Source organism: Streptomyces sp. NPDC003248, assembly GCF_055563235.1.
Genome location: NZ_JBVHDT010000021.1, coordinates 46,730 through 69,644, shown reverse-complemented (window position 1 = coordinate 69,644; position 22,915 = coordinate 46,730). Strand labels below are relative to the sequence as shown.

The following is a 22,915-nucleotide window of genomic DNA, read 5'->3' as shown; positions in this document are numbered from 1 at the left end:
TGGCGCGGATCGGCCGAAAGTGTGCGCCATGTGAGGAACGTGTGAAGGGATGTTTCCCGCGTGCTACGGGGCATGCGGGGCGGACGGCGGGAAAGGCGGCGCCCCGGCGGTATTGGCGCGTACCGGACCGGTGGGCCGCCCCCGCGGACGGGCCGGCCCCGGGGCATCTCGGCCATCCGCCGATTTCCGGCCCGCCCGGCCCTCGCCTGGCCCTCGTCCGGCCCTCGCCTGGCCCTCGTCCGGCCCTCGCCTGGCCCTCGTCCGGCCCTCGCCTGGCCCTCGTCCGGGCCGCGTCCGGCCCTCACCCGGCCCCCGTTCGGCCCCCGCCCGGCCCCCGTCCGGCCCTCGTATGGCCCTGCCTGCCCCCGCTCACCCCCTGCCCGGCCCCGCTCGCCCCCGCTCGCACCCGCCCGCCCCGAGTTCAGCCCGCGCCGGGCCCACCCCGCACCCCCCGTACCGCCGCCCGTCACATCGGCGCCATGCGCCCCTTCCCTGGCGTTGCGCGCCCCTGGAACACTCCTTGCGCGCGCACTCCGTCACGGCACCGGCCGGCCGTCGCCCTCCCCCTGGTACGAGAGGTCCCTCACCCATGCCCGAAGTCAACCGGCGCCGCTTCCTCCAGATCGCGGGTGCCACCACGGCCTTCAGCGCGCTCGCGAGCAGCATCGAGCGCGCCGCCGCCCTGCCCGCGAACCACCGCACCGGGTCGATCGAGGACGTCGAGCACATCGTCGTCCTCATGCAGGAGAACCGTTCCTTCGACCACTACTTCGGTACGTTGCGGGGCGTGCGCGGCTTCGGCGACCCGCATCCGGTCACGCTGCCGAGCGGCAAACCGGTGTGGCACCAGTCGGACGGCACCAAGGACGTGCTGCCCTTCCACCCCACCGCCGACGACCTCGGCATGCAGTTCCTGGAGGGCCTGCCCCACAGCTGGCCCGACGGCCAGGCCGCCTACAACGGGGGCCGGTACGACCGGTGGGTGCCGGCGAAGGGCACCACGACCATGGCGTACCTCACCCGTGAGGACATCCCCTTCCACTTCGCCCTGGCCGACGCGTTCACGATCTGCGACGCCTACCACTGCTCGTTCATCGGCTCCACCGACCCCAACCGGTACTACCTGTGGTCCGGCCACACCGGCAACGACGGCCTGGGCGGCGGACCGGTCCTCGGCAACGACGAGGTCGGCTACGACTGGACGACGTACCCCGAGCGCCTGGAGCGGGCGGGCGTCTCCTGGAAGGTCTACCAGGACGTCGGCGACGGCCTCGACGCGAGGGGTTCCTGGGGCTGGATCCAGGACGCCTACCGCGGCAACTACGGCGACAACTCGCTGCTGTACTTCAACGCGTACCGCGACGCGCAGCCCGGCGACCCGCTGTACGACAAGGCCCGCACCGGCACCGACGTCAAGCACGGCGACGGCTACTTCGACCGGCTGCGCGCGGACGTGCGGGCCGGCACGCTGCCGCAGGTCTCCTGGATCGCCGCCCCCGAGGCCTTCTCCGAGCACTCCAACTGGCCCTCGAACTACGGTGCCTGGTACATCTCCCAGGTGCTGGACGCGCTCACCTCCGACCCGGAGGTGTGGGCGAAGACCGCCCTGTTCATCACCTACGACGAGAACGACGGCTTCTTCGACCACCTGGTGCCGCCGCTCCCGCCGGAGTCCGGGGCCGGGGGCAAGTCCACGGTCGACGTCTCGCTGGACCTCTTCGCGGGCAGCGCGACCCACACGGCCGGCCGCTACGGGCTCGGCCCGCGCGTGCCGATGCTCGTCGTCTCCCCGTGGAGCAAGGGCGGTTACGTCTGCTCCGAGACGCTCGACCACACCTCGGTCATCCGGTTCATGGAGCGCCGGTTCGGGGTGCGCGAGCCGAACATCTCGCCCTGGCGGCGCGCCGTCTGCGGCGACCTGACCGCGGCCTTCGACTTCGCCCGCACCGACACCCGGCCGGTCACGCTGCCCGACACCGGCGGCTACGAGCCCCCGGACCGCGAGCGTCACCCCGACTACCGTCCCGTGCCGCCCGCCGAGGGCGCCCTTCCCCGGCAGGAGCGCGGCTCGCGGCCCACCCGCCCGCTCCGGTACGCGCCCGCCGTGGACGGAGCGGTCGACGCCGCCGCGGGGACGCTCACGCTCACCTTCGCCTCCGGCCCCCGGGCCGGCGCCGCCTTCCTCGTCACCTCCGGCAATCGCACGGACGGGCCGTGGACGTACACCACCGAGGCCGGCAAGAAGATCTCCGACACCTGGGACCCGGCCGGCTCCGGCGGCACCCACGACCTGACGGTGCACGGCCCGAACGGCTTCCTGCGGGTCTTCAAGGGCGCCGGGCAGCAGGCGGGGTGCGAGGTGGTCGCCCGGCACGTCGGCGACGGGCTGGAGCTGACCTTCACCAACCGGGGCTCGGGCACCGCCGCCCTGACGGTGGCGGACGGCTACGGCGGCCGTACGACGACCGTCCGGGTGCGGGTCGGGGCGGTCCTCAAGCGCACCGTCGACCTGGGCGCGAGCCGGCGCTGGTACGACCTCACCGTCACCTCGGACGCGGATCCGGCCTTCCTGCGCCGGTTCGCCGGGCACGTCGAGAACGGCCGGCCCGGCGTCAGCGACCCGGCCATCGCCACGGATTGAGGGCAATGCGCTGGTAAAGGGCGGGTGAACACCGCATCGTGGGGACTGGTCAGGTCCTGGTGGGCTCGGGATAGTGTGCCCCGGTGACCACGCATTCGAACACACCTGCAGGTTGGTACCCGGACCCCCACGGAGCGGTGCGGACCCTGCGGTACTGGGACGGCACCCAGTGGACCGAGCACACCCACGCCGACCAGCAGGCACAGGCGCCGGGGCAGCCCCCGGCGCAGGTGCCCGCGCAGCCCGCCGGGCCCGACCCGCGCGTGCAGCGCCAGGTGCAGCAGCAGGCCGGCGTCGCGGCGAGCGGCGCCGGCGGCGGCACGCTCTTCAGCGAGCCGGTGCTGGTGGTGAACCAGAAGGCCAAGCTGATCGAGCTCACCAACGAGTACACGGTCATGGACCAGCAGGGCAACCAGCTCGGCTCGGTCGTCCAGGTCGGGCAGAGCGCGCTGCGCAAGGTGCTGCGCTTCGTCGCCAGCGTCGACCAGTTCCTGACGCACAAGCTGGAGATCCGTGACGCGTACGGGCAGCCGGTGCTGCTGCTGACCCGTCCCGCGAAGGTCTTCAAGTCCCGGGTGATCGTCACCCGCCCCGACGGGCAGCCGGTCGGCGAGATCGCCCAGCAGAACGTCTTCGGGAAGATCAACTTCGCGATGACCGCGAACGGGCAGCAGGTCGGTGCCATCAAGGCCGAGAACTGGCGGGCCTGGAACTTCGCGATCGTCGACCACGCGGACAACGAGGTCGCCCGGATCACCAAGACCTGGGAGGGTCTCGCCAAGACCCTGTTCACGACCGCCGACAACTACGTCCTGCAGATCCACTACCAGCTGCCCGAGCCGCTGCTGAGCCTGGTCGTCGCCACGGCGCTCACCGTGGACACGGCGCTCAAGCAGGACTCGCGCGGTTTCGGCTGACGGCACCCGCCGCCCCGCTCCCCGGCCCGGCGGCCGACTCCTGGAGCGGGGCGGGACGGCCCGGCCCGCCCGGCTGCCGGGGCAGCAGCGCCGGCTCGGACGAGGCCGTACGCGGCTCCAGCGCCAGCACCACCGCCACCGGGTGCTCCGCCCCGCCGACCAGTGCCGGCGCCGACACCGCGGCCACCTGCTCCGCCCTGCCGGCCGGTATCCGCTCTGGCGTGAGTGCCACTGCCCCCGGGTGGTCCGCCCTGCCGACCGGTCCCGGCTCCGGCACCGCGGCCACCGGGCGCTCCGCCCCGCCGGCTGGTGCCCGCTCCGGTTCCGGCGTGAGCCGCCCCGCCACCGGGTGCTCCGCCCCGCCGACCAGTGCCGGCTCCGGCACCGCGGCCACCTGGTCCGCCCCGCCGGCCGGTATTCGCTCCGGCGTGAGTGCCACTGCCCCCGGGTGGTCCGCCCCGCCGGCCGGTGCCCGCTCCGGCGTCAGCACCGCCGCCCCCGTGTGGTCCGCCCCGCCGGCCGGTATCCGCTCCGGCGTGAGTGCCGCCGCCGGGTACTGCTCCCCGCCGACCGGTGTCGGTTCCGGTGCCGTCCGGGACAGCAGCACCACGCCCCACCCGGCGAGGGCCGCCCCCAGCAGCGCCGGCAGCATGCCCGTGGCCCCGCCCCGGAGCCGTTCGCCCAGCAGTGCGATGCCGATGGCCGCGGCGGCCACCGGGTTCGCCAGGGTGACCACGGCGAGCGGGGCGCCGAGGCCGTCCCGGTAGGCGGTCTGCGACAGCATCAGCCCGGCCGTCGCGAAGGCGGCGACGAGCAGCGCCACCCCCAGCACCTGGACGCTGAGCAGCGGGCCCGACCGGTCCGTGGCGGCCACGGTGACGGTCTGGGTGAGCGCCGAGGCGACGCCGGAGGCGAACCCGGACGCGGTCGCGTGCCGCAGCCCGGGCCGGGTGCCCGGCCGCGCCAGCAGCCCGATCAGCGCGGCCGTGGCCCCCGCCACCGCGAGCGCCTCGCCCACGCCGAGCACGTCCTCGGGCGCCGGCCCGGACGCCGCGGCCAGGATCGCCGCCAGTCCCAGCAGGGTGAGCGCGGTGCCGCGCCACTCGGCCGTGCCGACCCGCCGCCCCGCGACCCGGGCCCCCAGCGGCACGGCCGCGACCAGGGTGAGCGCGCCGAGCGGCTGGACCACGGTGAGCGGGCCGTACTTGAGGGCCACGACGTGCAGCAGCGCGGCACCGCCGTTCAGTCCCGCCGACGCCCACCAGGCGCCGCTGCCCAGCAGCCGCAGCACTCCGGTGCCCGGTGAACGGGCGGCCAGCCGCTCCTGGGCGACGGCCGCGCCCGCGTAGGCGACGGCCGACAGCAGCGACAGCACGACGGCGACGACGGCGGCGCTCATCGTCCCGCCCCCACGAGCACCCGCTCCTCGGCCGGGACGGGCCGCCGCTCCCGGCAGCCGGCCATGGTCCTCGGGCGCCGGGGCGCGCGCACCGCCGTGAGCACGACGCCCGCCAGGGCAGCGGCCACCAGCGCGTCGATCCAGTAGTGGTTCGCGGTGCCCACGATCACGAACAGCGTGACCAGGGGGTGCAGCAGCCACAGCCACCGCAGGGGCGACCGGGTGGCGGCGATCAGCCCGAGCGCGACCATCAGCGCCCAGCCGAAGTGCAGCGAGGGCATCGCCGCGAACTGGTTCGCCAGGTGGTCGGTCTGCGGCGGCCCGTACACCGACGGGCCGTACACCCGCGCGGTGTCGACCAGGCCCGCCGCCGCGAGCATCCGGGGCGGGGCGAGCGGGAAGAGGAGGTGGAGCACCAGGGCGGCGGCCGTGACGGCGGCCAGCGCCCGCCGCGCCCGGACGTAGTGCGCCGGGCGCCGCAGGTACAGCCAGACCAGGAAGGCGGCGGTGGCGGGGAAGTGGACGGTCGCGTAGTAGGTGTTCGCGGCGCGGGCCAGGGTGTCGCCGTGCAGCAGCAGGGACTGCACCGCGCCCTCGCCGGGCAGGCGGAGCAACCGTTCGGCGTCCCACACCCGGTGGGCGTTGCGGAAGGCCTCGGCGGTGTGGCCCGCGGCCAGTTGTCGTCCCGTCTTGTAGACGAGGAAGAGCCCTGCGACGAGCAGCAGCTCCCGGACCACGGGAGGCCGGGCCGGCGTGGCCGGCTCCGCGTCCCCAGGCTCGGTGCGGACGTTCATCCCCCGGCCCCTTCGATGACGGTGGTGCATGTGGAGGTGCGGCGCGGACCGAAGACCCGTGTATGCACCATCGATACGATCTCGTACCGATACGCCAGTGTACCGATACGCCTCGGTACCGGTACACTGGCGTATCGATTGTTGTCGGACACACTGGAGTCGGACCCCCACGGGCCCGCGCACCGCGCCGACGGCGACAGCGGTGACGACAGCAACGACAGTCACGACAGCAACGACACTCACGAGGGGACACAGCGATGACGTCGCAGGCCGCGGACGGACCGGACCCGGTCACCGCCTCGCGCCGCTCCAAGCTCACGCCCGAGCGCGAGCAGGAGTTCTTCGACGCCGTCCTCGAACAGATCCGCGAGTGCGGCTACGAGTCCGTCACCATGGAGGGGGTCGCCAGCAGCACGCGGTGCAGCAAGTCCACCCTCTACCGGCAGTGGAAGACCAAGCCGCAGTTCGTGGTGGCCGCGCTGCGCTCCCGGCGCCGCTCCCGGCTGACCGGCATCGACACCGGGTCGCTCACCGGGGACCTGCGCGAGGCCGCGCGGGCCGCTGCCCGCTGGTCCACGGCCGACACCAAGCTGCTCCAGGCCCTCGGCCACGCGGTCACCCAGGACCAGGAACTCGCCCGGGCCCTGCGCGAGGCGCTCGTCGACCCGGAGATCGCCGCCCTGCGGGAGATCCTGCGGCGCGGTGTCGAGCGCGGCGAGGTCCCGGCCGGGCACCCGGCGCTGGAGTTCGTCCCGGCCCAGATGTTCGGCGTCGTCCGCGCCCGCCCCGTCGTGGACGGCACCTACGCCGACGAGGAGTACCTGCTCCGCTTCGTGGAGGCCGTCGTGCTGCCGGCGCTCGGCCTCACACCATGACCCAGGCCGCCGTCCGCGGGATGACCGGACGGTGACCTGCTCGCGCCGCACCGTGGGGACGGGGGCGGCGCGCACCCCCCGGCCGGGTGGGGTTCCCCTTGAGCGGAGGGGCGCCCCACCCGGCCGACCGGCGTCCGGGGCGGCTCAGACGTCCTGACCGCTGCCGCTGCCGCCGCCCGAGGCGGCCTTGATGCCCTGGGTGACGGTGTCGATGACCGACACCGACTGGTCGGCGTCCACGCCGAAGCGCACCACCACCAGCCGGTCGGTGTCCGCGGGCGCCGGGAACACCAGCGACTCGACGTAGCCGTCGGCGCCCTTGCTGGTGACCGCCTTCCAGCGGACCAGGTAGCCCTTCTGCCCGGCCACGGTGACCGCCTTCGAGGCCAGCACCTGGTGCGAGGTGATCTCGCCGTAGGTGGTGCCGCCGTAGGACTCCTCGGCGTTGGCCTCGATGTCCGCCTTCGCGACCTCCTCCGCCGTGTCCCCCTCGGTGCCCAGCGCTTCGGCGGGCGCCGAGTACAGGCCCCCCTTGGTGCACTTCTTCGACGTGTCGCCGGGGCACTCGTAGGAGGAGTCGGACGTGATCTGCGCCCCCACGCTCAGCTCCTGCCCGGTCCAGCCGTCCGGGATCGGGATGCTGATGCCGTTGAGCGCGTCCGTCACCGAGCCGCTCTTGATCTCGGGCGCCTCGGACTCCTCCGGCGCGGGGGAGGAGCCGCCCGAGCCGCCCGAGCCGCCGGACCCGCCGGACCCGCCCGAGTCGCCGAACGGCCCGCCCTGGCCGCCGTCCTGCCCGCCGGGGCCGCCCGACCCGCCCGGAGCGTCCTGGCCGCCGGGTCCCTGCGCGGTCCCCGTGGTGCCGGAGCCGCCGTCGTCCTTGGTCAGCGCGTACACGCCGATCCCGATGCTCGCCAGGACCGCCACGGCCGCCGCGACGGCGATCCCGGTGCGCAGCCCGCGCCGTCCGCCCGGGCCGGCCGGTGCCCCGGGATACGGCGGGTAGGCCGGATAGGCCGGGCCGTCTCCGGCGGCCGGCCCCTGCGCCGCCGGACCCCATGCGTCGGCCGAGCCCGCGGGGCGGGTCCGGTCCGTCCACGCCCCGCCGTCCCACCAGCGCTCGGTGGCGGGACCGTCACTTGTCTGCCCGGGGTCGGGGTACCACCCGGGAGGAGTCACCTGCGTCATGCCCCCACCGTATGAGGCGTCGGTGAAAGTCGTATGAGAGGGATGGGTACTTGTTGGAGCACTCCGTCCGGCACTCCGTGCCGCCGTGGCGTGAAACCGACGTCAACGCGCCGCGCTCCCCGCGTCGTTGACGTCCACGCGCCTCCCCCGCAGGCCCACGGCGGCGCCCCGGCCCGGCCCCCGTCACCCGGCGGGGCAACAGCTGCGCGGACCGCCCTCCGCACCGGCCCCCGGAGGACTACGCTCAAGGTCTGTACGTCGTTCGGGCGACTTGGGGAGGCAGCGGGATGACGGAGGTACGGCCGGCGGCGGCCGCCTCGGCCTCCCTGTGGGAGCGCGACGAGGCGGTCGCCGCCATCGAGCGGGCGGTCGGGACACTCTGCGCCGACCGGTCCTCCTCGGGCCGGGTGCACCTGCTGCGCGGCGACGCCGGACTGGGGAAGACCACGCTGTTGGCCGAGACCCGCCGTATCGCCGAGGCCCGGGGCTGCACGGTCTGGTCGGCGCGCGGCGGCGAGACCCTCAGGTCCGTCCCCTTCAACGTGGTACGGCAGTTGCTCCAGCCCGCGCTGCTGTCCCTGCACCCCGAGGAGGCCCGCGAGTACCTCGGCGACTGGTACGACATCGCCGGCCCCGCCCTCGGCATCGCGGAACCCGTCGCGGACCAGGCCGACCCGCAGGGCGTGTGCGACGGCCTGGTCGCCGCGGTGACCCGGCTGGCCCGGCGGGACTGGCCCCTCGTCCTGCTCGTGGACGACGCGCACTGGGCCGACCAGGAGACCCTGCGCTGGCTCGCCGCCTTCGCCGACCGCCTCGACGAGCTCTCCGTCCTCGTCGTCGTGGCCCGCAGGCCCGGCGGGGTCACGGGGGACAGCGCCCGCCACCTCGACGCCGTGGCCGCCGTCGCCGGATCCTCCGTCACCAGCCTCAGCGCCCTCACCCCCGACGCGGTCGCCGGCCTCACCCGCGCCACCGTGGGCGCGCACGCCGACGACCCGTTCTGCCGCGAGGTCTGGGCCGTCACCGGCGGCAACCCCTACGACACCGTCGAACTCCTCGCCAAGGTCCAGGACGGCGCGATGGAGCCGAGCGAGTCCTCGGCCACCGAACTGCGCCCCCTCAACCGCGCGGCCCGCGGCGGCGGCCTCGTCGACCGCCTGGAGGAACTGGGCGTCGACGCCACCCGGTTCGCCATGGCCGCCGCCATCCTCGGCGCCGACATCTCCGTCGGCGAGGCGGCCAAGCTCGCCGGCATGCACCGCGACGACGCCGAGCGCTGCGCCGACCTGCTGCGCAGCGCCCGCATCCTCACCGACCCCGACCCCGCGGTGGGCCCCGTCGCCGAGGCCGGCCGACTGGAGTTCGTCCACCCGCTGATCGCCACCGCCGTCTACAACTCCATCCCCGAAGGCCTGTGCCGGGCCATGCACGGCATCGCCGCGAAGGTCGTCCTGGACGCCGGCCGGGGTGTCGCGGCCGCCTCCCGCCACCTCCTCCAGGTCCATCCCGACGACGACGAGGAACTCGTCGAGCAGTTGCGGGAGGCCGCCCGCGAACACGTCGCCGTCGGCGCCCCCGAAGCGGCCCGCCGCTGCCTGGAGCGCGCCCTGGAGGAACCGCCCGGGCCCGACGTCCACGCGCACGTGCTCTACGAACTCGGCTGCGCCACCCTCCTCACCGCGCCCGCCCGGACCATCGGCCACCTGCGGGAGGCGCTCGCCGCACCCGGCCTCGACGGCGGCCTGCGCGTCGACGCCGTCTACCGCCTCTCCCAGGCGCTGCTGCACAACGACCAGTTGGAGCAGGCCGTGCGCACGGTCGAGGCGGAGGCCGCCCGGCAGCCGCCGGGACCGGCCCGGATGCGGCTCCAGGCCGTGCAGTTCATGTGGGAGGGCATCCACGCCGGGGAGACCACGTCGCCGGGCCGCTCGCAGAAGCTCGCCGCGCTGGCCGCCACCTGCACCGGCCGCGACAACGCCGAGCGCGCCCTGCTCATCCTGCGCGGCTTCGACGCCATGACCCACGGCGAGAACGCCGAGATCGTCGTCGAACTCTGCGACCGCGCCCTCGTCAACGGACGCCTGGCGCCCGGCCTCGGCTGGACCGACACCGAGTGGGGCATCGAGCTGCTGATGATGCTCGCCAGCTCCTACGTCTACACCGACCGCCTCGACCGCGCCGAGGCCCTCTTCAACGAGGCCCTGCGCGCCTACGAGTCCGCCGGCTGGAGCGGCGGGCACCTCGCCCTCGCCCACGCCTACCTCGGCCTGGGCCTGCGCCGCCGCGGCCGGCTGAAGGAGGCCGAGGAGTCCCTCCGGGAGGCGCTGCGCCTGGCCGAACGCGTCGGGCGCGGGCTGCCCCTGTACTGGTCCGCGACCTGCAATCTCGTCGACACGCTGCTCGCCCGCGGCCATGTCGAGGAGGCCTGGCGGATCGCCGGCCAGTACGGCTTCGCCCCGCCGTACCCGTCCACGATCATCCTGCCCGACCCCCGCTCGGTGCGCGGCCGGCTGCTGCTCGCCGTCGGCCGCACCCAGGAAGGCATCAACGAACTGGAGGAGGCCGAGAAGGCGGCGGCCGTCCGCGGCCACCTGAACCCCGTGATGGTGCCCTGGGCGGCCGACCTCGCCCGTGCCCTCGCCACCGAGGACCCGGCCCGCGCGGCCCGGCTCGCCTCCGACGCACGCCGCCAGGCCGAGCGCTTCGGGACCGACACCGCCATCGGCGAGGCCCTGCGCTGCGCCGCCGCCCTGGAGACCGGCCAGCGCGCCGTCCGGCTCACCGCCCAGGCGGTCGCCTACCTGGAGTCCTCGCCCTGCCAGTACGAACACGCGGCCGCCCGCATCGAGCACGGCATCGCGGCCCGCTCCGTCGCCGAACTCAACCGCGGCCTGACCCTCGCCCGCACCTGCGGCGCCGACGGCCTGACGACCCGGGCCCGGCAGGCCCTGGCCGGCTTCGGGGCACCCCAGGTGGGCCTCGTACCGGGACAGGCACGCGGACGCGAGTAGGAGCGGGGCCCACCGGCGAGCGGTGGGCCGCGCCGACCAGCGGGTCACCGCCGCCCACCGGACACTGCCCCACATTCAGCCTCTACGAGCAGGCAGCAGCCGCGCTGCCGGCCGCACCGGCCCAGCGCCGATCGCCCCAGCGGACCGGGAACCGGCACATCCGCCAGTCGTCGAAGGCGCCGCCTTCGACGCACACACCGAGACGCTCGTGCGCAGGCATCCCCCAGAGCGCGGCACCATGCCGCCCGCGAGCACGAACGCCTTGCACACAATCCCTTTGAGACGATCGGACAGCATCTCTAAGGTGCGGGCGTGACCATCGAGCTGCCCTTTCGTCCGCTCCCCATCGACCAGCAAGACGTTCGCTACGCCTACGGGCCCGATTCGGGTGTACAGCCGGGCGTCCCCGCCGGCTCGACCGTGGAGTTCGACTGGTGCGAGAGCACGGTCTACCCAGGCACCACGAGGCGGTACTGGGTTCATGTGCCCGCGCAATACGACCCCTCCGAACCCGCGGCGCTGATGGTGTTCCAAGACGGATGGTGGTACCTGGACCCGGACGGGCAGGTCCGCGGAGCCATCGTGTTGGACAACCTCATCCACCGTGGCGAGATCCCGGTCACCATCGGCGTCTTCGTCGACCCCGGCGTCCTCAGGAACGCCCAACAACCGAAGAACCGCAACGCCGAGTACGACGCGTTCGACGACCGCTACGTCATCTTTCTCCTGACTGAGATCATCCCCCAGGTCACACGCCGCTACTCGATCGTGGAGGACGCCGACCAGTGGGGCATCTGCGGTGGCAGCAGCGGCGGCAACTGCGCCTTCACGGCTGCCTGGATGCGCCCGGACAAGTTCCGGCGAGTCATCTGCTACCTCTCGAGCTTCACGCAGATGCCGAACGGAAACCCGTACCCTGCCCTCATCCCCAACGCCCCCCGCAAACCGCTGCGCATCTTCATGCAAGCGGGCCACCGCGACCTCAACTGGAACGGGCCCGAAAGGAACTGGCTCGCCGGCAATCTGCGTGTGGCAGCCGCTCTCGCGGAAGCGGGCTACGACTTCCGTCTCGTCCTCGGCGACGGTGGCCACAGCCCCAACCACGGCGGAGTCCTCCTCCCCGATGCGCTCCGCTGGCTATGGCGCTCAGCCACGGCCTGACGAAACCTGCCCGCTGTGACAGCCGGAAAGGACGGGCGAGTGCAGTGGCTACTCGACCAGATGCCGGTGCGCCTTGCTCCAGTCGATCCTGTTCTCGAGTTCGGTCAGGAGCCCCTCGGCGGCCCAGGTGGCCTGAGGCTCGTGCCCTTGCTCGGCCAGCCGGCGTACAAGGTCGGCACTGTGCATCTGTCTGGCGATGACGGCGTCGACGATGCCCACGGTCGAGTCGAGGCCGTACACGCTGCAGAAGTCTTCCAGCCGCGAACGGCGGTCGGGCGGAGCCGGGTACTGCAGCCAGCGCAGACACTCGGCGTCGTCGCGGAACGGCACGACGTACTCCAGCGCATAGGCCACGTCGTGCAAGCGTGGTGCCGGGCGGGCGAAATCCCAGTCGATGATGCCCACCGGCCGGTTCCCCTGCCAGACGACATTCCAGGGGCCGAAATCCCCATGGCAGACGACGCCGTCGCCTGGGCTCCCTTCGTCCGTGGACCAGGTCGCGCCCTGCGGAGGTGAAAAGCTCTGGCAGGCATCGTGGTAGTCGCGCAACAGCCGGGCGAAGTTCCTCAGGCCTGGCCGGTCTACGACCCTGGCCCAGCCCGACGGGCCGGAATCACCCTCGATGAAGGTGAGAACCTCACGACCCTCGTCGTCGATTCCCAGCGGCCTCGGCGCGTAGGCGAAGCCGACCTTCTCCAGGTGCCGCAGCAACGCGTGGACGGTGGGTGTCCACGGCTGGACGGGCCTGCGGACCGTATGACCGATCCGCACCACCCGACGATGGGCGCCGTCCTGCATCACTTCCTCGCTCGACACGTGGTTCATGCTACGCAGTCACTGAAGGCGCGGCCCCTCGATGGAAGGCGGTGATGGACGGCCTGCCCGGTTTCTGCGTCACCCCGCCCGCCTGAGGCCGTGCAGGCGGGCGATGCCGAGCATGGCGGGGTGGACGCCGTCGCCTGTCAGGCGGCAGTCGCGGAGGATCTTCCACCCTTTCATGCGGGCGAAGGTGTGCTCGACACGGGCGCGGACCCTGCGGTGCAAGGCGTTGTGCCCTCGGGCCCAGTCGGCCTGAGCCCGGGCACGCCCGGGCCGAAGCGCCTCAGCCCTGCTCCTCCTCCGCCAGCACCCGCTGGGCCGTCGCGAAGGCGGAGTTCGCCGCCGGGACCCCGCAGTAGACGGCCGTCTGGAGCAGGACGGCGCCGATCTCCTCGGGGGAGAGGCCGTTGCGGCGGGCGGCGCGGACGTGCATGGCCAGCTCGTCGTAGTGGCCGTGCGCCACCAGCGCGGTCAGCGTGATCATGCTGCGTTCGCGGCGGCTGAGGGTCGGGTCGGTCCAGATCTCGCCCCAGGCGTAGCGCGAGATGAAGTCCTGGAACCGGGCGGTGAACGGCGTCTGCCGGGACTGCGCCCGGTCCACGTGCGCGTCGCCGAGCACCTGCCGGCGTACCTCCATGCCCCGCTTCGCCCCACCGGAGAAGTGCGCGCGCAGCGCGGTCAGCACGGCTTCGGGGCGCTCCGCGGGCGCGAGGTGCGAGGCGCCCGGGATCTCCGTGAGGGCGGAGCCCGGGACCGCGTCCGCGATCTCCCGCAGGTGCGCGGGCGGCGTCGCGGGATCCTCGCGGCCGGCGACCAGCAGGGTGGGCACGGAGATCTCCGCCAGCCGCTCCCGCAGGTCGAACGCGGCCAGCGCGTCGCAGCAGGCGGCGTACGCCGCGGGGTCGGCGTCACGGTGGTCGGCGACCAGCTCCGGCACGGTGAAACCGGGCGTGAACCAGCGGGCGTTCGCGCTCTCCGCCAGGCCGGCCAGTCCCTCGCGCCGGACCAGCGCGGCCCGCTCCTGCCACGGCCCGGCCCCGTTGAAGTGGGCGGACGAGCAGATCACGGCGAGCGACGACACCCGCTCGGGGTGGTGCAGCGCCAGGTGCAGCCCGACCGCGCCGCCCAGCGACACCCCGGCGTACGCGAACCGCTCCAGGCCGAGGGAGTCGGCGAGCTCCAGCACCAGGCCGGCCAGGTCGCCGACGGTGGCGCCGGGGCCGATCAGGCCGGCGTCGGAGCCCCCGTGGCCGGGGAGGTCCCAGCGGACCACCCGGTGGGTGATGGACAGCTCGGGCGCGACCTTGTCCCACAGGGCGTACGAGGTGCCCAGGGAGGGCCCGAGCAGCAGCGGCGGAGCGGAAGCGGGCCCCTCGGCAAGGTGGTTGAGCAGTTTCTCGGTCAACGTCGCTCCAGCGCACGGTCGGTGAGGGCTCCGGCGGAGCCGGTGTAGCGGGCGGGGTCGGTGAGGTCGCCGAGGTCGACGTCCTTCAACTCGGGCTCCTCGGCGAGGAGGTCGGCCAGCGAACGGCCTTCGGCGTAGGTGCGCGGTGCGAGCCGGGTGAGGAGTTCCTTGGCGCGGGCGCGGCCGAGCACGGCCGACAGCTCGGCCGACAGCCGCTCGGAGACGATCAGCCCGTGGGTGAGGTCGAGGTGCGCGCGCATGGCGTCCGGGTGCACCCGCAGGCCCTCCGTCAGCTCGGCGGCGTCCCGGGCGGCCCCGCCCACCAGCCGCAGCAGGTCCCGCAGCGGCTCCCACTCGGCGTGCCAGGCCCCGGCGGGCCGCTCGTCCTCGGCCACCAGCGACCCGTACAGCGTGGCCGCTAGCTGCGGGGCGCGCCGGGCGGCGGCCGCGATCAGCGTGGACCGCACCGGGTTCGCCTTGTGCGGCATCGCCGACGAGCCGCCCCCGCTGCCCTCCGCGACCTCGGCGGTCTCGGTGCGGGCGAGGGTGAGCACGTCGGCCGCGAGCTTCCCCAGCGCCCCGGCGGTGAAGGCCAGGCATCCGGCGAGGTCGGCGACCGGCGTGCGCAGGGTGTGCCACGGCAACCGCGGTGCGCGCAGGCCCAGTTCACGGGCGTACGCGGCGGGCAGCGCGGTCGCGTCGGCGGCGCCGTACGCCGTGAAGGCGGCCAGCGTGCCGGCGGCGCCGCCGAGCTGGGCGGGCAGGGCGTCCCGTACGGCCGTCACGCGGTCCCGCGCGTCCAGCACCAGCGACCGCCAGCCGGCCGCCTTCAGCCCGAAGGTCGTCGGGACGGCGTGCTGGGTGAGGGTGCGCCCCGGCATCGGCGTGTCCCGGTGCCCGGCGGCGAGCCGCGCCAGCGCGCGCTGTGTGCGGTCGAGGTCGGCCAGGACGAGGTCCAGGGCGCGCACGGCGACCAGCATGGTCGCCGTGTCCATGATGTCCTGGCTGGTGGCCCCCCGGTGGACGTACGGCCCGTACTGCGGGCCGGTCGCCTTCGTGAGGTCCGCGACCAGGGGGATCACCGGGTTCCCGCCGCCGCGGGCGCGCTCCGCCAGCGACCGTACGTCGTAGGCGTCCGCGGCGGCGGCCTCGGTGACCGCCGCCGCGGCCTCGGCGGGGGCCAGGCCCAGGGAGGCCTGGGCGCGGGTCAGCGCGGCCTCCGCGTCGAGCAGCGCCCGCAGGAAGGCGTCGTCGCCCGTCGCGGAGGCGGCGGGGGCGCCGGTCCACCCGGGGGCGAGCAGACCGGCGTCGGAGGGGGCATCGGGGACAGCGGGTGTCACTGGAACTCCAGGAAGACCGTCTCGCCTTCGCCCTGAAGGCGGATGTCGAAACGGTAGGTGCCGTTGCCCTCGTCCTTCGCGATCAGCGTGTCGCGCCGGTCGCCCACCCGGGTGAGCAGCGGGTCGGCCGCGAGCGCGGCGTCGTCGCCCGGCAGGTAGATGCGGGTGAACAGGTGCACCAGCAGTCCGCGCGCGAAGACGCACACGCTGAGGTAGGGGGCGCTGTGCCCGCGGGCGCCGGGGCGCAGCGTCCGGGCGTACCAGTGGCCGTTCGCGTCGGTCTGGATGCGGCCGAAACCGGTGAACTCCACGCCGTTGCGGCCCAGGAAGCCGCCGGACGACGGGTCGCGGCGCATCGAGCCGTCGGCCGTGGGCACGTTGCCCTCCGGGTCGGGACCCCACAGCTCCACCATGGCGTCCGGCAGCCCGTTGCCCTCACCGTCGTACACGTATCCGTGCACGGTGATCGTGTCCGCGTGCCCGTGGGGCGCGATGTCCTCGCCGCCGCGGAACGGCAGGGCGTGGCCGTAGAAGGGGCCGACCGTGTGCGACGCGGTGGGCAGCACGGTCTCGGGACGGCTCGTGTCGATCTTCGTCATGGCAGGTCAGCGTCCCTCTTCGATCCAGGTGGCGTTCGGGCCGTCGAGCACGATGTCCCAGTGGTAGCCCATGGAGAACTCCGGCACCGACAGGTTGTGGTCGTACGTGGCGACGAGCCGCTGCCGGGCCGCGTCGTCCGTCACCGACTGGATGATCGGGTCGTACGGGAACAGCGGGTCGCTCGGGAAGTACATCTGCGTCACGAGCCGCTGGGTGAAGGCCGTGCCGAAGAGCGAGAAGTGGATGTGCGCCGGCCGCCAGGCGTTCACGTGCTGGCGCCACGGGTACGGGCCCGGCTGGATGGTGGTGAAGTGGTAGGAGCCGTCGTCGCCGCTGAGGGTGCGGCCCACGCCGGTGAAGTTCGGGTCCAGCGGCGCGTCGTGCTGCTCGCGCTGGTGGGCGTACCGGCCCGCCGAGTTGGCCTGCCAGATCTCGATCAGCTGGCCCCGGATCGGGCGGCCGTCGCGGTCGAGCAGCCGGCCGGAGACGGTGATGCGCTCGCCGATCGGTTCGCCGGTGTGCTGCCGGGTCAGGTCGTTGTCGATCTCGGTGATGTCGCGCTCGCCGAAGGCGGGGGAGGCCAGCTCCACCAGCTCCGGGTCCTTGTTCACGTCGATCGCGACCAGCGGCTGTTTCGGGTGGCGCAGCACCGAGGAGCGGTAGGGGGCGTAGTCGCGGCGCGGCTGGTGCTCGACGGGGGCGCCGTCGGCGATCCGCTTCTCGTACGCGGCGCGCTCGGCCGCGATCTCCAGGTCGATGTCCGCTTGCGTGAGAGTCATGGCGATTCCTAGCGTTCGAGGACGAGGGCGAGGCCCTGGCCCACGCCGATGCAGAGGGTGGCGACGCCGATGCCGCTTCCGCGGCGGGCGAGCTGGTGGGCGACCGTGCCGGCGAGGCGGGCGCCGGACGCGCCGAGCGGGTGGCCGAGGGCGATCGCTCCGCCCTGCGGGTTGAGGATCTCGGGGTCGAACTCGGGCCACTCGGCCACACAGCCCAGCACCTGGGCGGCGAAGGCCTCGTTCAGCTCCAGCACCGACAGGTCGGCGAAGCCCTTGCCGGCCTTGGCCAGCGCGCGGTTGACCGCCTCGACGGGGGCGAGCCCGAAGTACTGCGGGTCGTTCGCCGACACCCCGGTGGCGCGGACGCGGGCGAGGGGCTCGCGGCCGGTGGCGGCCAGGCCCTCCTCGTCGACCAGCAGCAGGGCCGCGGCGCCGTCGTTGAGGGGGGAGGCGTTGCCGGCCGTCACCGTGCCGTTCTCCGTGCGGAAGGACGGCTTCAGCTTGGCCATCGCCTCCAGGGAGGCGTCCGCGCGGACGCTCTCGTCGGCGGCGACGACCTGCGGGTCGCCCTTGCGCCGCGGGATGGTCACCGGCGCGAGCTCGGCGTCGAACAGGCCCTCCGCCTGCGCGGCGGCCGCCCTGCGGTGCGAGCGCAGCGCGAACTCGTCCTGCTGCTCCCGGCTGATCTTGTGCTTCTCGGCGATGAGCTCGGCCGACTCGCCCAGCGGGATCGTCCACTGGGGGTCCATCCTCGGGTTGACCATCCGCCAGCCGAGGGTGGTCGAGTACAGCTCGGTGTGCGCCGCCGGGAACGGCCGGTCGGACTTGGGCAGCACGTAGGGGGCGCGGGTCATCGACTCCACACCGCCGGCCACGGCGATCGAGGCGTCCCCGACGGCGATGGCGCGGGCCGCCTGGATCACCGCCTCCAGGCCGGAGGCGCACAGCCGGTTGACGGTCACGCCGGGCACGGAGGTCGGCAGGCCCGCGAGGAGGGCGGCCATACGGCCGACGTTGCGGTTCTCCTCGCCGGCGCCGTTGGCGTTGCCGAAGTAGACGTCCTCGACGCGGGAGGGGTCCAGCTCGGGGGTGCGGGCCAGGAGCTCGCGGATGGCGTGCGCGCCGAGGTCGTCGGGGCGCACCGGGGCGAGGGCGCCGTTGTAGCGGCCGATCGGGGTGCGGACCGCGTCGACGATGTAGACGTCCTTCACTGCACTTCCTCCGTCAGGGTCACCTTGGCGTCGGTCTTGGCGACGATCTCGTCGGCGCTCACCCCGGGGGCGGTCTCGACGAGGACCAGCCCGTTCTCCGTGACGTCGAGGACGCCGAGGTCGGTGATGATCCGGTTCACGCACCCCTTGCCGGTCAGGGGCAGCGCGCACTCGCTGACGATCTTCGGGCTGCCGTCCTTGGCGGTGTGCGTCATGACGACGATGACCGTGCGGGCGCCGTGGACCAGGTCCATCGCCCCGCCGATGCCGGTGATCATCTTGCCGGGGATCGCCCAGTTGGCCAGGTCGCCGGTCTCCGACACCTGCATCGCGCCCAGCACGGCGACGTCGATGTGACCGCCGCGGATCATGCCGAACGACAGCGCCGAGTCGAAGAAGGAGGCGCCCGGCAGGACCGTCACGGTCTCCTTGCCGGCGTTGATCAGGTCCGGGTCGACCTGGTCCTCGGTGGGGTAGGGGCCGGTGCCCAGGATGCCGTTCTCCGACTCCAGGATCACCTCCACGTCCGCCGGGAGGTAGTTCGGGATCAGCGTCGGCAGACCGATGCCCAGGTTGACGTACTGGCCGTCCTGGAGTTCGCGGGCCGCGCGGGCCGCCATCTCTTCCCGTGTCCACGCCATCAGGAGTTCACCGTCCCTCGTGCCGAAGGCGCGGAAATCGTGCGCCGCTCGATCTTCTTGTCCGCCGCCTGCTCGGGGGTCAGCGCGACCACCCGCTGCACGAAGATGCCCGGCACGTGCACCGCGTCCGGCTCGATCTCGCCGGGCTCGACGAGTTCCTCGACCTCGGCGATCGTCACCCGTCCGGCCATCGCCGCGAGCGGGTTGAAGTTGCGGGAGGACTTGTTGAACACCAGGTTGCCGTGCCGGTCGCCCTTGGCGGCCCGCACCAGCGCGAAGTCGGTGCGGATACCCCGCTCCAGCACGTACTCGGTGCCGTCGAACTCCCGCACCTCCTTCGGCGGCGAGGCCAGCGCGACGCCGCCCTGTCCGTCGTAGCGCCACGGCAGACCGCCGTCGGCGACCTGCGTGCCCACCCCGGCCGGGGTGTAGAACGCGGGGATGCCGGCACCGCCGGCCCGCAGCCGCTCGGCGAGCGTGCCCTGCGGGATCAGCTCGACCTCCAGCTCACCGGCGAGGTACTGGCGCGCGAACTCCTTGTTCGCGCCGATGTAGGAGCCGGTCACCCGGGCGATCCGTCCCGCGGCCAGCAGGACCGCCAGCCCCGACTCCATCGCCCCGCAGTTGTTGGAGACGACGCTCAGGGAGCCGACCCCGCGCTCGTACAGCGCCTGGATCAGTACGTTCGGGACACCGCTCAACCCGAAGCCGCCCACCGCGAGCGACGCGCCCTCCGGCACATCGGCCACAGCCTCCAGGGCCGTGGCGACCACCTTGTCCATCCGTGAAGCCCCATCCGTCCGAGCGCCCAGGTCGTCAATTAATCAGGGCACTGATTATTTCAGCGAGGTGTCCATCACGCTGCCATCGGGGGAGCGGGGCGTCAAGACCTCGGTGAAAGTGCAGGTCAGATCACATTGGCTGGCTGAAGGTGCGATCCGGCTCCCGCGCGGTATTGTTCAGTGCACCAACGAAACGAAGACGATCTCGGGAGCGCACATGGCCGCGGTGGACCTCTCCTCCCACCCCGGGCACCTGGCCCGCCGGTTGCAGCAGGCGCACTACCTTCTGTGGAACACCATGGTTTCCGAGGAGATCACCTCACCGCAGTTCGCGGTGCTGAACGCGCTCGTCGCCGAGCCCGGCCTGGACCAGCGCACCGTGGGCGAACGGGTGGGACTGGACCGCTCCACCATCGCCGAGGTCATCAGCCGGCTCGGCCGGCGCGAACTGCTCGACAAGGTCCGCGACCCGCAGGACGGCCGCCGCTTCCTGCTCCGCCTCACCGACGAGGGGCAGCGCGTCCACCGCAAGCTGAGCGTGCGCACGGCCCGGATGAACCAGGTCTTCCTGGCCCCGCTCTCCGCCGAGGAGCAGGTCGTCTTCTTCGACCTCATCCGGCGCGTCTCGGACGCGACCGAAGGACTCCGCAACCCCGTGGAACCCCTCGTCACGCCTTCCTGACCCCGTCACGCCTTCCCGGCCCCCGTCACGCCTTCCCGGCCCCCGTCACGCCTTCCAGACCCCGCGCGCCTTCCTGACCCCCGTCACGCCTTCCAGACCCCGCGAGCCGGCGGCTGCCCGCACCCTCCGCGGGGCGGACCGGGCCGGACCGGCCGGGGCGCCCGCGCGGTTCGGGGCAGCGCCGCCGGGTACCCGGGCGGCACCCAGGACCAGGCCCCCCGACACGGCGGGACCCCGAAACTCGGTGGAGGGAGCGCGGCACGATGAAGGCAGTGACCTGGCAGGGGAAGCGGGACGTACGGGTGGAGACCGTGCCCGACCCGAAGATCCAGGAACCGACGGACGCCGTCATCCGCGTCACGTCCACCGGACTGTGCGGTTCCGACCTGCACCTCTACGAGGTGCTCACCCCGTTCATGACCCCCGGCGACATCCTCGGACACGAACCCATGGGCATCGTCGAGGAGGTCGGCCCGGCCGTCCCCGACCTGAAGGCCGGTGACCGGGTCGTGGTGCCTTTCCAGATCGCCTGCGGCGGCTGCTGGATGTGCCTGAACGCCCTGCCCACGCAGTGCGAGACCACCCAGGTGACCGGCGAGGGCATGGGCGCCGCCCTGTTCGGCTACACCCGCCTGTACGGCGCGGTGCCCGGCGGCCAGGCCGAGTACCTGCGTGTGCCGCAGGCCCAGTTCGGGCCCATCAAGGTCCCCGAGGGACCGCCCGACGACCGCTTCGTCTACCTCTCCGACGTCCTGCCCACCGCCTGGCAGGCGGTCTCCTACGCCGACGTCCCCGAGGGCGGCACCGTGGCCGTGCTCGGCCTCGGACCCATCGGCGACATGGCCTGCCGGGTCGCCCAGGTGCGCGGCGCCGGACGGGTGATCGGCGTGGACCTGGTCGGCGACCGGCTGCGGCGGGCCAAGGCGCGCGGCGTGGAGACGTACGACCTGCGCAACTTCGACAGCGAGAAGGAACTGGTCGCCGCGATCCGCGACGAGACCGACGGCCGCGGCCCCGACGCCGTGATCGACGCCGTCGGCACCGAGGCCCACGGCAGCGCCGCCGCACGTCTCGTCCAGAACGCCTCCGCCCTGCTGCCGCGCAAGATCGGCGGCCCCCTCGCCGAGCGGTTCAGCGTCGACCGGCTCGCCGCCCTGCACACCGCCATCGAACTGGTGCGGCGCGGCGGGACGCTCTCCCTGGTCGGCGTCTACGGCGGCATGGCCGACCCGATGCCCATGCTCACCCTGTTCGACAAGCAGATCCAGATCCGGATGGGCCAGGCCAACGTGCGCCGCTGGACCGACGACATCATCCCGTACCTCACGGACGAGGACCCCCTCGGCGTCGACGACTTCGCCACCCACCGGCTGCCCCTGTCGGAGGCGCCCAAGGCGTACGAGATGTTCCAGCGGAAGCGGGACGGCGCGGTGAAGATCCTCATGACGCCGTGAGGACGTCGCCGAGAACACCGCCGGCGTCGCCGAGAACACCGCCGTGAGAACGCCACCGTGAGCGCTACTGTGAGCGCCACTGTGAGCGCCGCTGTGCCTCAGGAGGGCGGTGTCCGGGGCGGTGCGCCGAGGATCTCCGCCAGGTCGTAGCGCACCGGCTCCTCCAGCTGCGCGTACGTGCAGCTCTGCGGTGTCCGGTCCGGGCGCCAGCGGCGGAAGCGGGCCGTGTGCCGGAAACGCGCGCCGTTCTCCATGTGGTCGTAGGCCACCTCGGCCACCCGCTCCGGTGCGAGCGGCACCCAGGACAGGTCCTTCCTGCCCGACCAGCGGCTCGGCGCACCGGGCAGCCGGGCCGTCTCGTGGGCGGTCTCGTCCGACCAGGCCGCCCACGGGTGGCCCGCGGCGTCCGCCAGGCGCAGCGGTTCCAGCTCCTCGACCAGCTCCGCCCGGCGCTTCATCGAGAACGCGGCGGAGACCCCGACGTGCTGGAGGGCGCCCCGGTCGTCGTACAGGCCCAGCAGCAGGGAGCCGACCACCGGGCCGCTCTTGTGCAGCCGGTAGCCGGCGACGACCACGTCCGCCGTGCGCTCGTGCTTGACCTTGAACATGGCGCGCTCGTCCTGGAGGTACCGCAGGGTGAGCGGCTTGGCGACCACCCCGTCCAGGCCCGCGCCCTCGTACTCCTCGAACCACTGCCGTGCCACCTCGACGTCCAGGGTCGCCGGCGCCACGTGGACGGGCGGCGTCACCCCCTCCAGCGCCCTGGTCAGCAGCGCCCGCCGGTCGCTCAGCGGCACGTCCAGCAGCGACTGGTCGGCCAGTGCCAGCAGGTCGAAGGCGACGAAGGAGGCGGGGGTCCGTTCGGCGAGCGTGCGCACCCGCGAGTCCGCCGGGTGGATGCGCTCGGTGAGCGCGTCGAAGTCCAGCCGCCCCTCCCGCGCGATCACGATCTCGCCGTCCAGCACGCACCGCTCGGGCACGCGCGCCAGGAGGGCCGCGACGAGCTCGGGGAAGTACCTGGTCAACGGCTTGCCGGTACGGCTGCCCAGCTCGACGTCCGGCCCGTCGCGGAACACGATGGCCCGGAACCCGTCCCACTTCGCCTCGTACTGCATGCCGGGCGGGATCGCCGTCACCGACTTGGCGAGCATGGGCTTCACGGGAGGCATGACCGGCAGATCCATGCTCCGATTCTGCTCGTTCGGGTCGGGTATCG

The 22,915-nt window shown here is 73.5% G+C and carries 18 protein-coding genes and 2 pseudogenes; 7 read left to right on the top strand and 13 right to left on the bottom strand.

Annotated features, from left to right (window positions below; translation table 11 throughout):
- Nucleotides 1-589: 589 nt before the first annotated feature.
- Nucleotides 590-2,641, top strand: a complete 2,052-nt coding sequence (locus ACZ3KJ_RS32775; RefSeq protein WP_467532332.1) for a phosphocholine-specific phospholipase C — start codon at nucleotides 590-592, stop codon at nucleotides 2,639-2,641.
- 83 nt (nucleotides 2,642-2,724) lie between these two features.
- Entirely contained in the window at nucleotides 2,725-3,558 is an 834-nt protein-coding gene (locus tag ACZ3KJ_RS32770) for an LURP-one-related family protein (RefSeq protein ID WP_467532331.1), read from the top strand.
- 538 nt (nucleotides 3,559-4,096) lie between these two features.
- On the opposite strand, the pseudogene ACZ3KJ_RS32765 reads toward ACZ3KJ_RS32770, so the two are convergent.
- Nucleotides 4,097-4,957 (bottom strand): annotated as a pseudogene (locus ACZ3KJ_RS32765) (hypothetical protein); the annotation flags it as partial.
- Entirely contained in the window at nucleotides 4,954-5,751 is a 798-nt protein-coding gene (locus ACZ3KJ_RS32760) for a phosphatase PAP2 family protein (protein WP_467532330.1), read from the bottom strand. The pseudogene ACZ3KJ_RS32765 and the gene ACZ3KJ_RS32760, both read right to left, overlap by 4 nt.
- A gap of 257 nt (nucleotides 5,752-6,008) precedes the next feature.
- Between ACZ3KJ_RS32760 and ACZ3KJ_RS32755 the strand changes: the two genes are divergently transcribed.
- On the top strand, nucleotides 6,009-6,626 hold the full coding sequence (locus ACZ3KJ_RS32755; RefSeq protein ID WP_389521739.1) for a TetR/AcrR family transcriptional regulator: 618 nt from the start codon (nucleotides 6,009-6,011) through the stop codon (nucleotides 6,624-6,626).
- A gap of 144 nt (nucleotides 6,627-6,770) precedes the next feature.
- Here the strand turns inward: ACZ3KJ_RS32755 and ACZ3KJ_RS32750 are convergent, their stop codons facing one another.
- On the bottom strand, nucleotides 6,771-7,814 hold the full coding sequence (locus ACZ3KJ_RS32750) for a DUF2510 domain-containing protein (protein WP_467532328.1): 1,044 nt from the start codon (nucleotides 7,812-7,814) through the stop codon (nucleotides 6,771-6,773).
- Between the two features lie 287 nt (nucleotides 7,815-8,101).
- On the opposite strand from ACZ3KJ_RS32750, the gene ACZ3KJ_RS32745 reads away from it, so the two are divergent.
- Complete coding sequence (locus ACZ3KJ_RS32745) at nucleotides 8,102-10,825, top strand: ATP-binding protein (protein WP_467532327.1); 2,724 nt, start codon at nucleotides 8,102-8,104, stop codon at nucleotides 10,823-10,825.
- Between the two features lie 312 nt (nucleotides 10,826-11,137).
- Nucleotides 11,138-11,986, top strand: coding sequence for an alpha/beta hydrolase (locus ACZ3KJ_RS32740; protein WP_467532326.1), 849 nt, complete (start codon nucleotides 11,138-11,140; stop codon nucleotides 11,984-11,986).
- Between the two features lie 48 nt (nucleotides 11,987-12,034).
- Here the strand turns inward: ACZ3KJ_RS32740 and ACZ3KJ_RS32735 are convergent, their stop codons facing one another.
- From ACZ3KJ_RS32735 to ACZ3KJ_RS32695, 9 genes and pseudogenes are all read right to left on the bottom strand, one after another.
- The gene (locus ACZ3KJ_RS32735) at nucleotides 12,035-12,802 is read right to left on the bottom strand and encodes an aminoglycoside phosphotransferase family protein (protein WP_467532324.1); all 768 of its coding nucleotides are present in this window, start codon (nucleotides 12,800-12,802) and stop codon (nucleotides 12,035-12,037) included.
- A 78-nt stretch (nucleotides 12,803-12,880) separates the two neighbouring features.
- A pseudogene (locus tag ACZ3KJ_RS32730) lies at nucleotides 12,881-13,105 on the bottom strand (transposase); the annotation flags it as partial.
- On the bottom strand, nucleotides 13,089-14,210 hold the full coding sequence (gene pcaDC, locus ACZ3KJ_RS32725; RefSeq protein ID WP_467532323.1) for a bifunctional 3-oxoadipate enol-lactonase/4-carboxymuconolactone decarboxylase PcaDC: 1,122 nt from the start codon (nucleotides 14,208-14,210) through the stop codon (nucleotides 13,089-13,091). The pseudogene ACZ3KJ_RS32730 and the gene pcaDC, both read right to left, overlap by 17 nt.
- Nucleotides 14,207-15,550, bottom strand: a complete 1,344-nt coding sequence (pcaB, locus tag ACZ3KJ_RS32720; RefSeq protein ID WP_467532322.1) for a 3-carboxy-cis,cis-muconate cycloisomerase — start codon at nucleotides 15,548-15,550, stop codon at nucleotides 14,207-14,209. Before pcaB ends, pcaDC begins: the two co-directional genes overlap by 4 nt.
- A complete protein-coding gene (gene pcaG / locus ACZ3KJ_RS32715; RefSeq protein WP_467532320.1) occupies nucleotides 15,547-16,149 on the bottom strand; it encodes a protocatechuate 3,4-dioxygenase subunit alpha in 603 nt (200 codons plus the stop codon). Before pcaG ends, pcaB begins: the two co-directional genes overlap by 4 nt.
- A gap of 6 nt (nucleotides 16,150-16,155) precedes the next feature.
- Complete coding sequence (pcaH, locus tag ACZ3KJ_RS32710) at nucleotides 16,156-16,929, bottom strand: protocatechuate 3,4-dioxygenase subunit beta (protein ID WP_467532319.1); 774 nt, start codon at nucleotides 16,927-16,929, stop codon at nucleotides 16,156-16,158.
- A gap of 8 nt (nucleotides 16,930-16,937) precedes the next feature.
- Nucleotides 16,938-18,140 (bottom strand): thiolase family protein, encoded by a 1,203-nt coding sequence (locus ACZ3KJ_RS32705; protein WP_467532318.1) that lies wholly within the window; start codon nucleotides 18,138-18,140, stop codon nucleotides 16,938-16,940.
- The gene (locus tag ACZ3KJ_RS32700) at nucleotides 18,137-18,781 is read right to left on the bottom strand and encodes a CoA transferase subunit B (RefSeq protein WP_467532316.1); all 645 of its coding nucleotides are present in this window, start codon (nucleotides 18,779-18,781) and stop codon (nucleotides 18,137-18,139) included. The genes ACZ3KJ_RS32705 and ACZ3KJ_RS32700 overlap by 4 nt, the downstream gene beginning before the upstream one ends.
- Entirely contained in the window at nucleotides 18,781-19,563 is a 783-nt protein-coding gene (locus ACZ3KJ_RS32695; RefSeq protein WP_467532315.1) for a CoA transferase subunit A, read from the bottom strand. Before ACZ3KJ_RS32695 ends, ACZ3KJ_RS32700 begins: the two co-directional genes overlap by 1 nt.
- 217 nt (nucleotides 19,564-19,780) lie before the next feature.
- On the opposite strand from ACZ3KJ_RS32695, the gene ACZ3KJ_RS32690 reads away from it, so the two are divergent.
- Together ACZ3KJ_RS32690 and ACZ3KJ_RS32685 are read left to right on the top strand one after the other, a co-directional pair.
- The gene (locus ACZ3KJ_RS32690) at nucleotides 19,781-20,245 is read left to right on the top strand and encodes a MarR family winged helix-turn-helix transcriptional regulator (protein WP_467532313.1); all 465 of its coding nucleotides are present in this window, start codon (nucleotides 19,781-19,783) and stop codon (nucleotides 20,243-20,245) included.
- Nucleotides 20,246-20,508: 263 nt separating this feature from the next.
- Nucleotides 20,509-21,699 carry a zinc-dependent alcohol dehydrogenase gene (locus tag ACZ3KJ_RS32685; RefSeq protein WP_467532312.1) on the top strand — a complete coding sequence of 397 codons (1,191 nt, stop codon included), beginning with the start codon at nucleotides 20,509-20,511 and terminating at the stop codon, nucleotides 21,697-21,699.
- A gap of 98 nt (nucleotides 21,700-21,797) precedes the next feature.
- Here the strand turns inward: ACZ3KJ_RS32685 and ACZ3KJ_RS32680 are convergent, their stop codons facing one another.
- Nucleotides 21,798-22,883 carry an ATP-dependent DNA ligase gene (locus ACZ3KJ_RS32680; protein ID WP_467532310.1) on the bottom strand — a complete coding sequence of 362 codons (1,086 nt, stop codon included), beginning with the start codon at nucleotides 22,881-22,883 and terminating at the stop codon, nucleotides 21,798-21,800.
- Nucleotides 22,884-22,915: the final 32 nt, after the last annotated feature.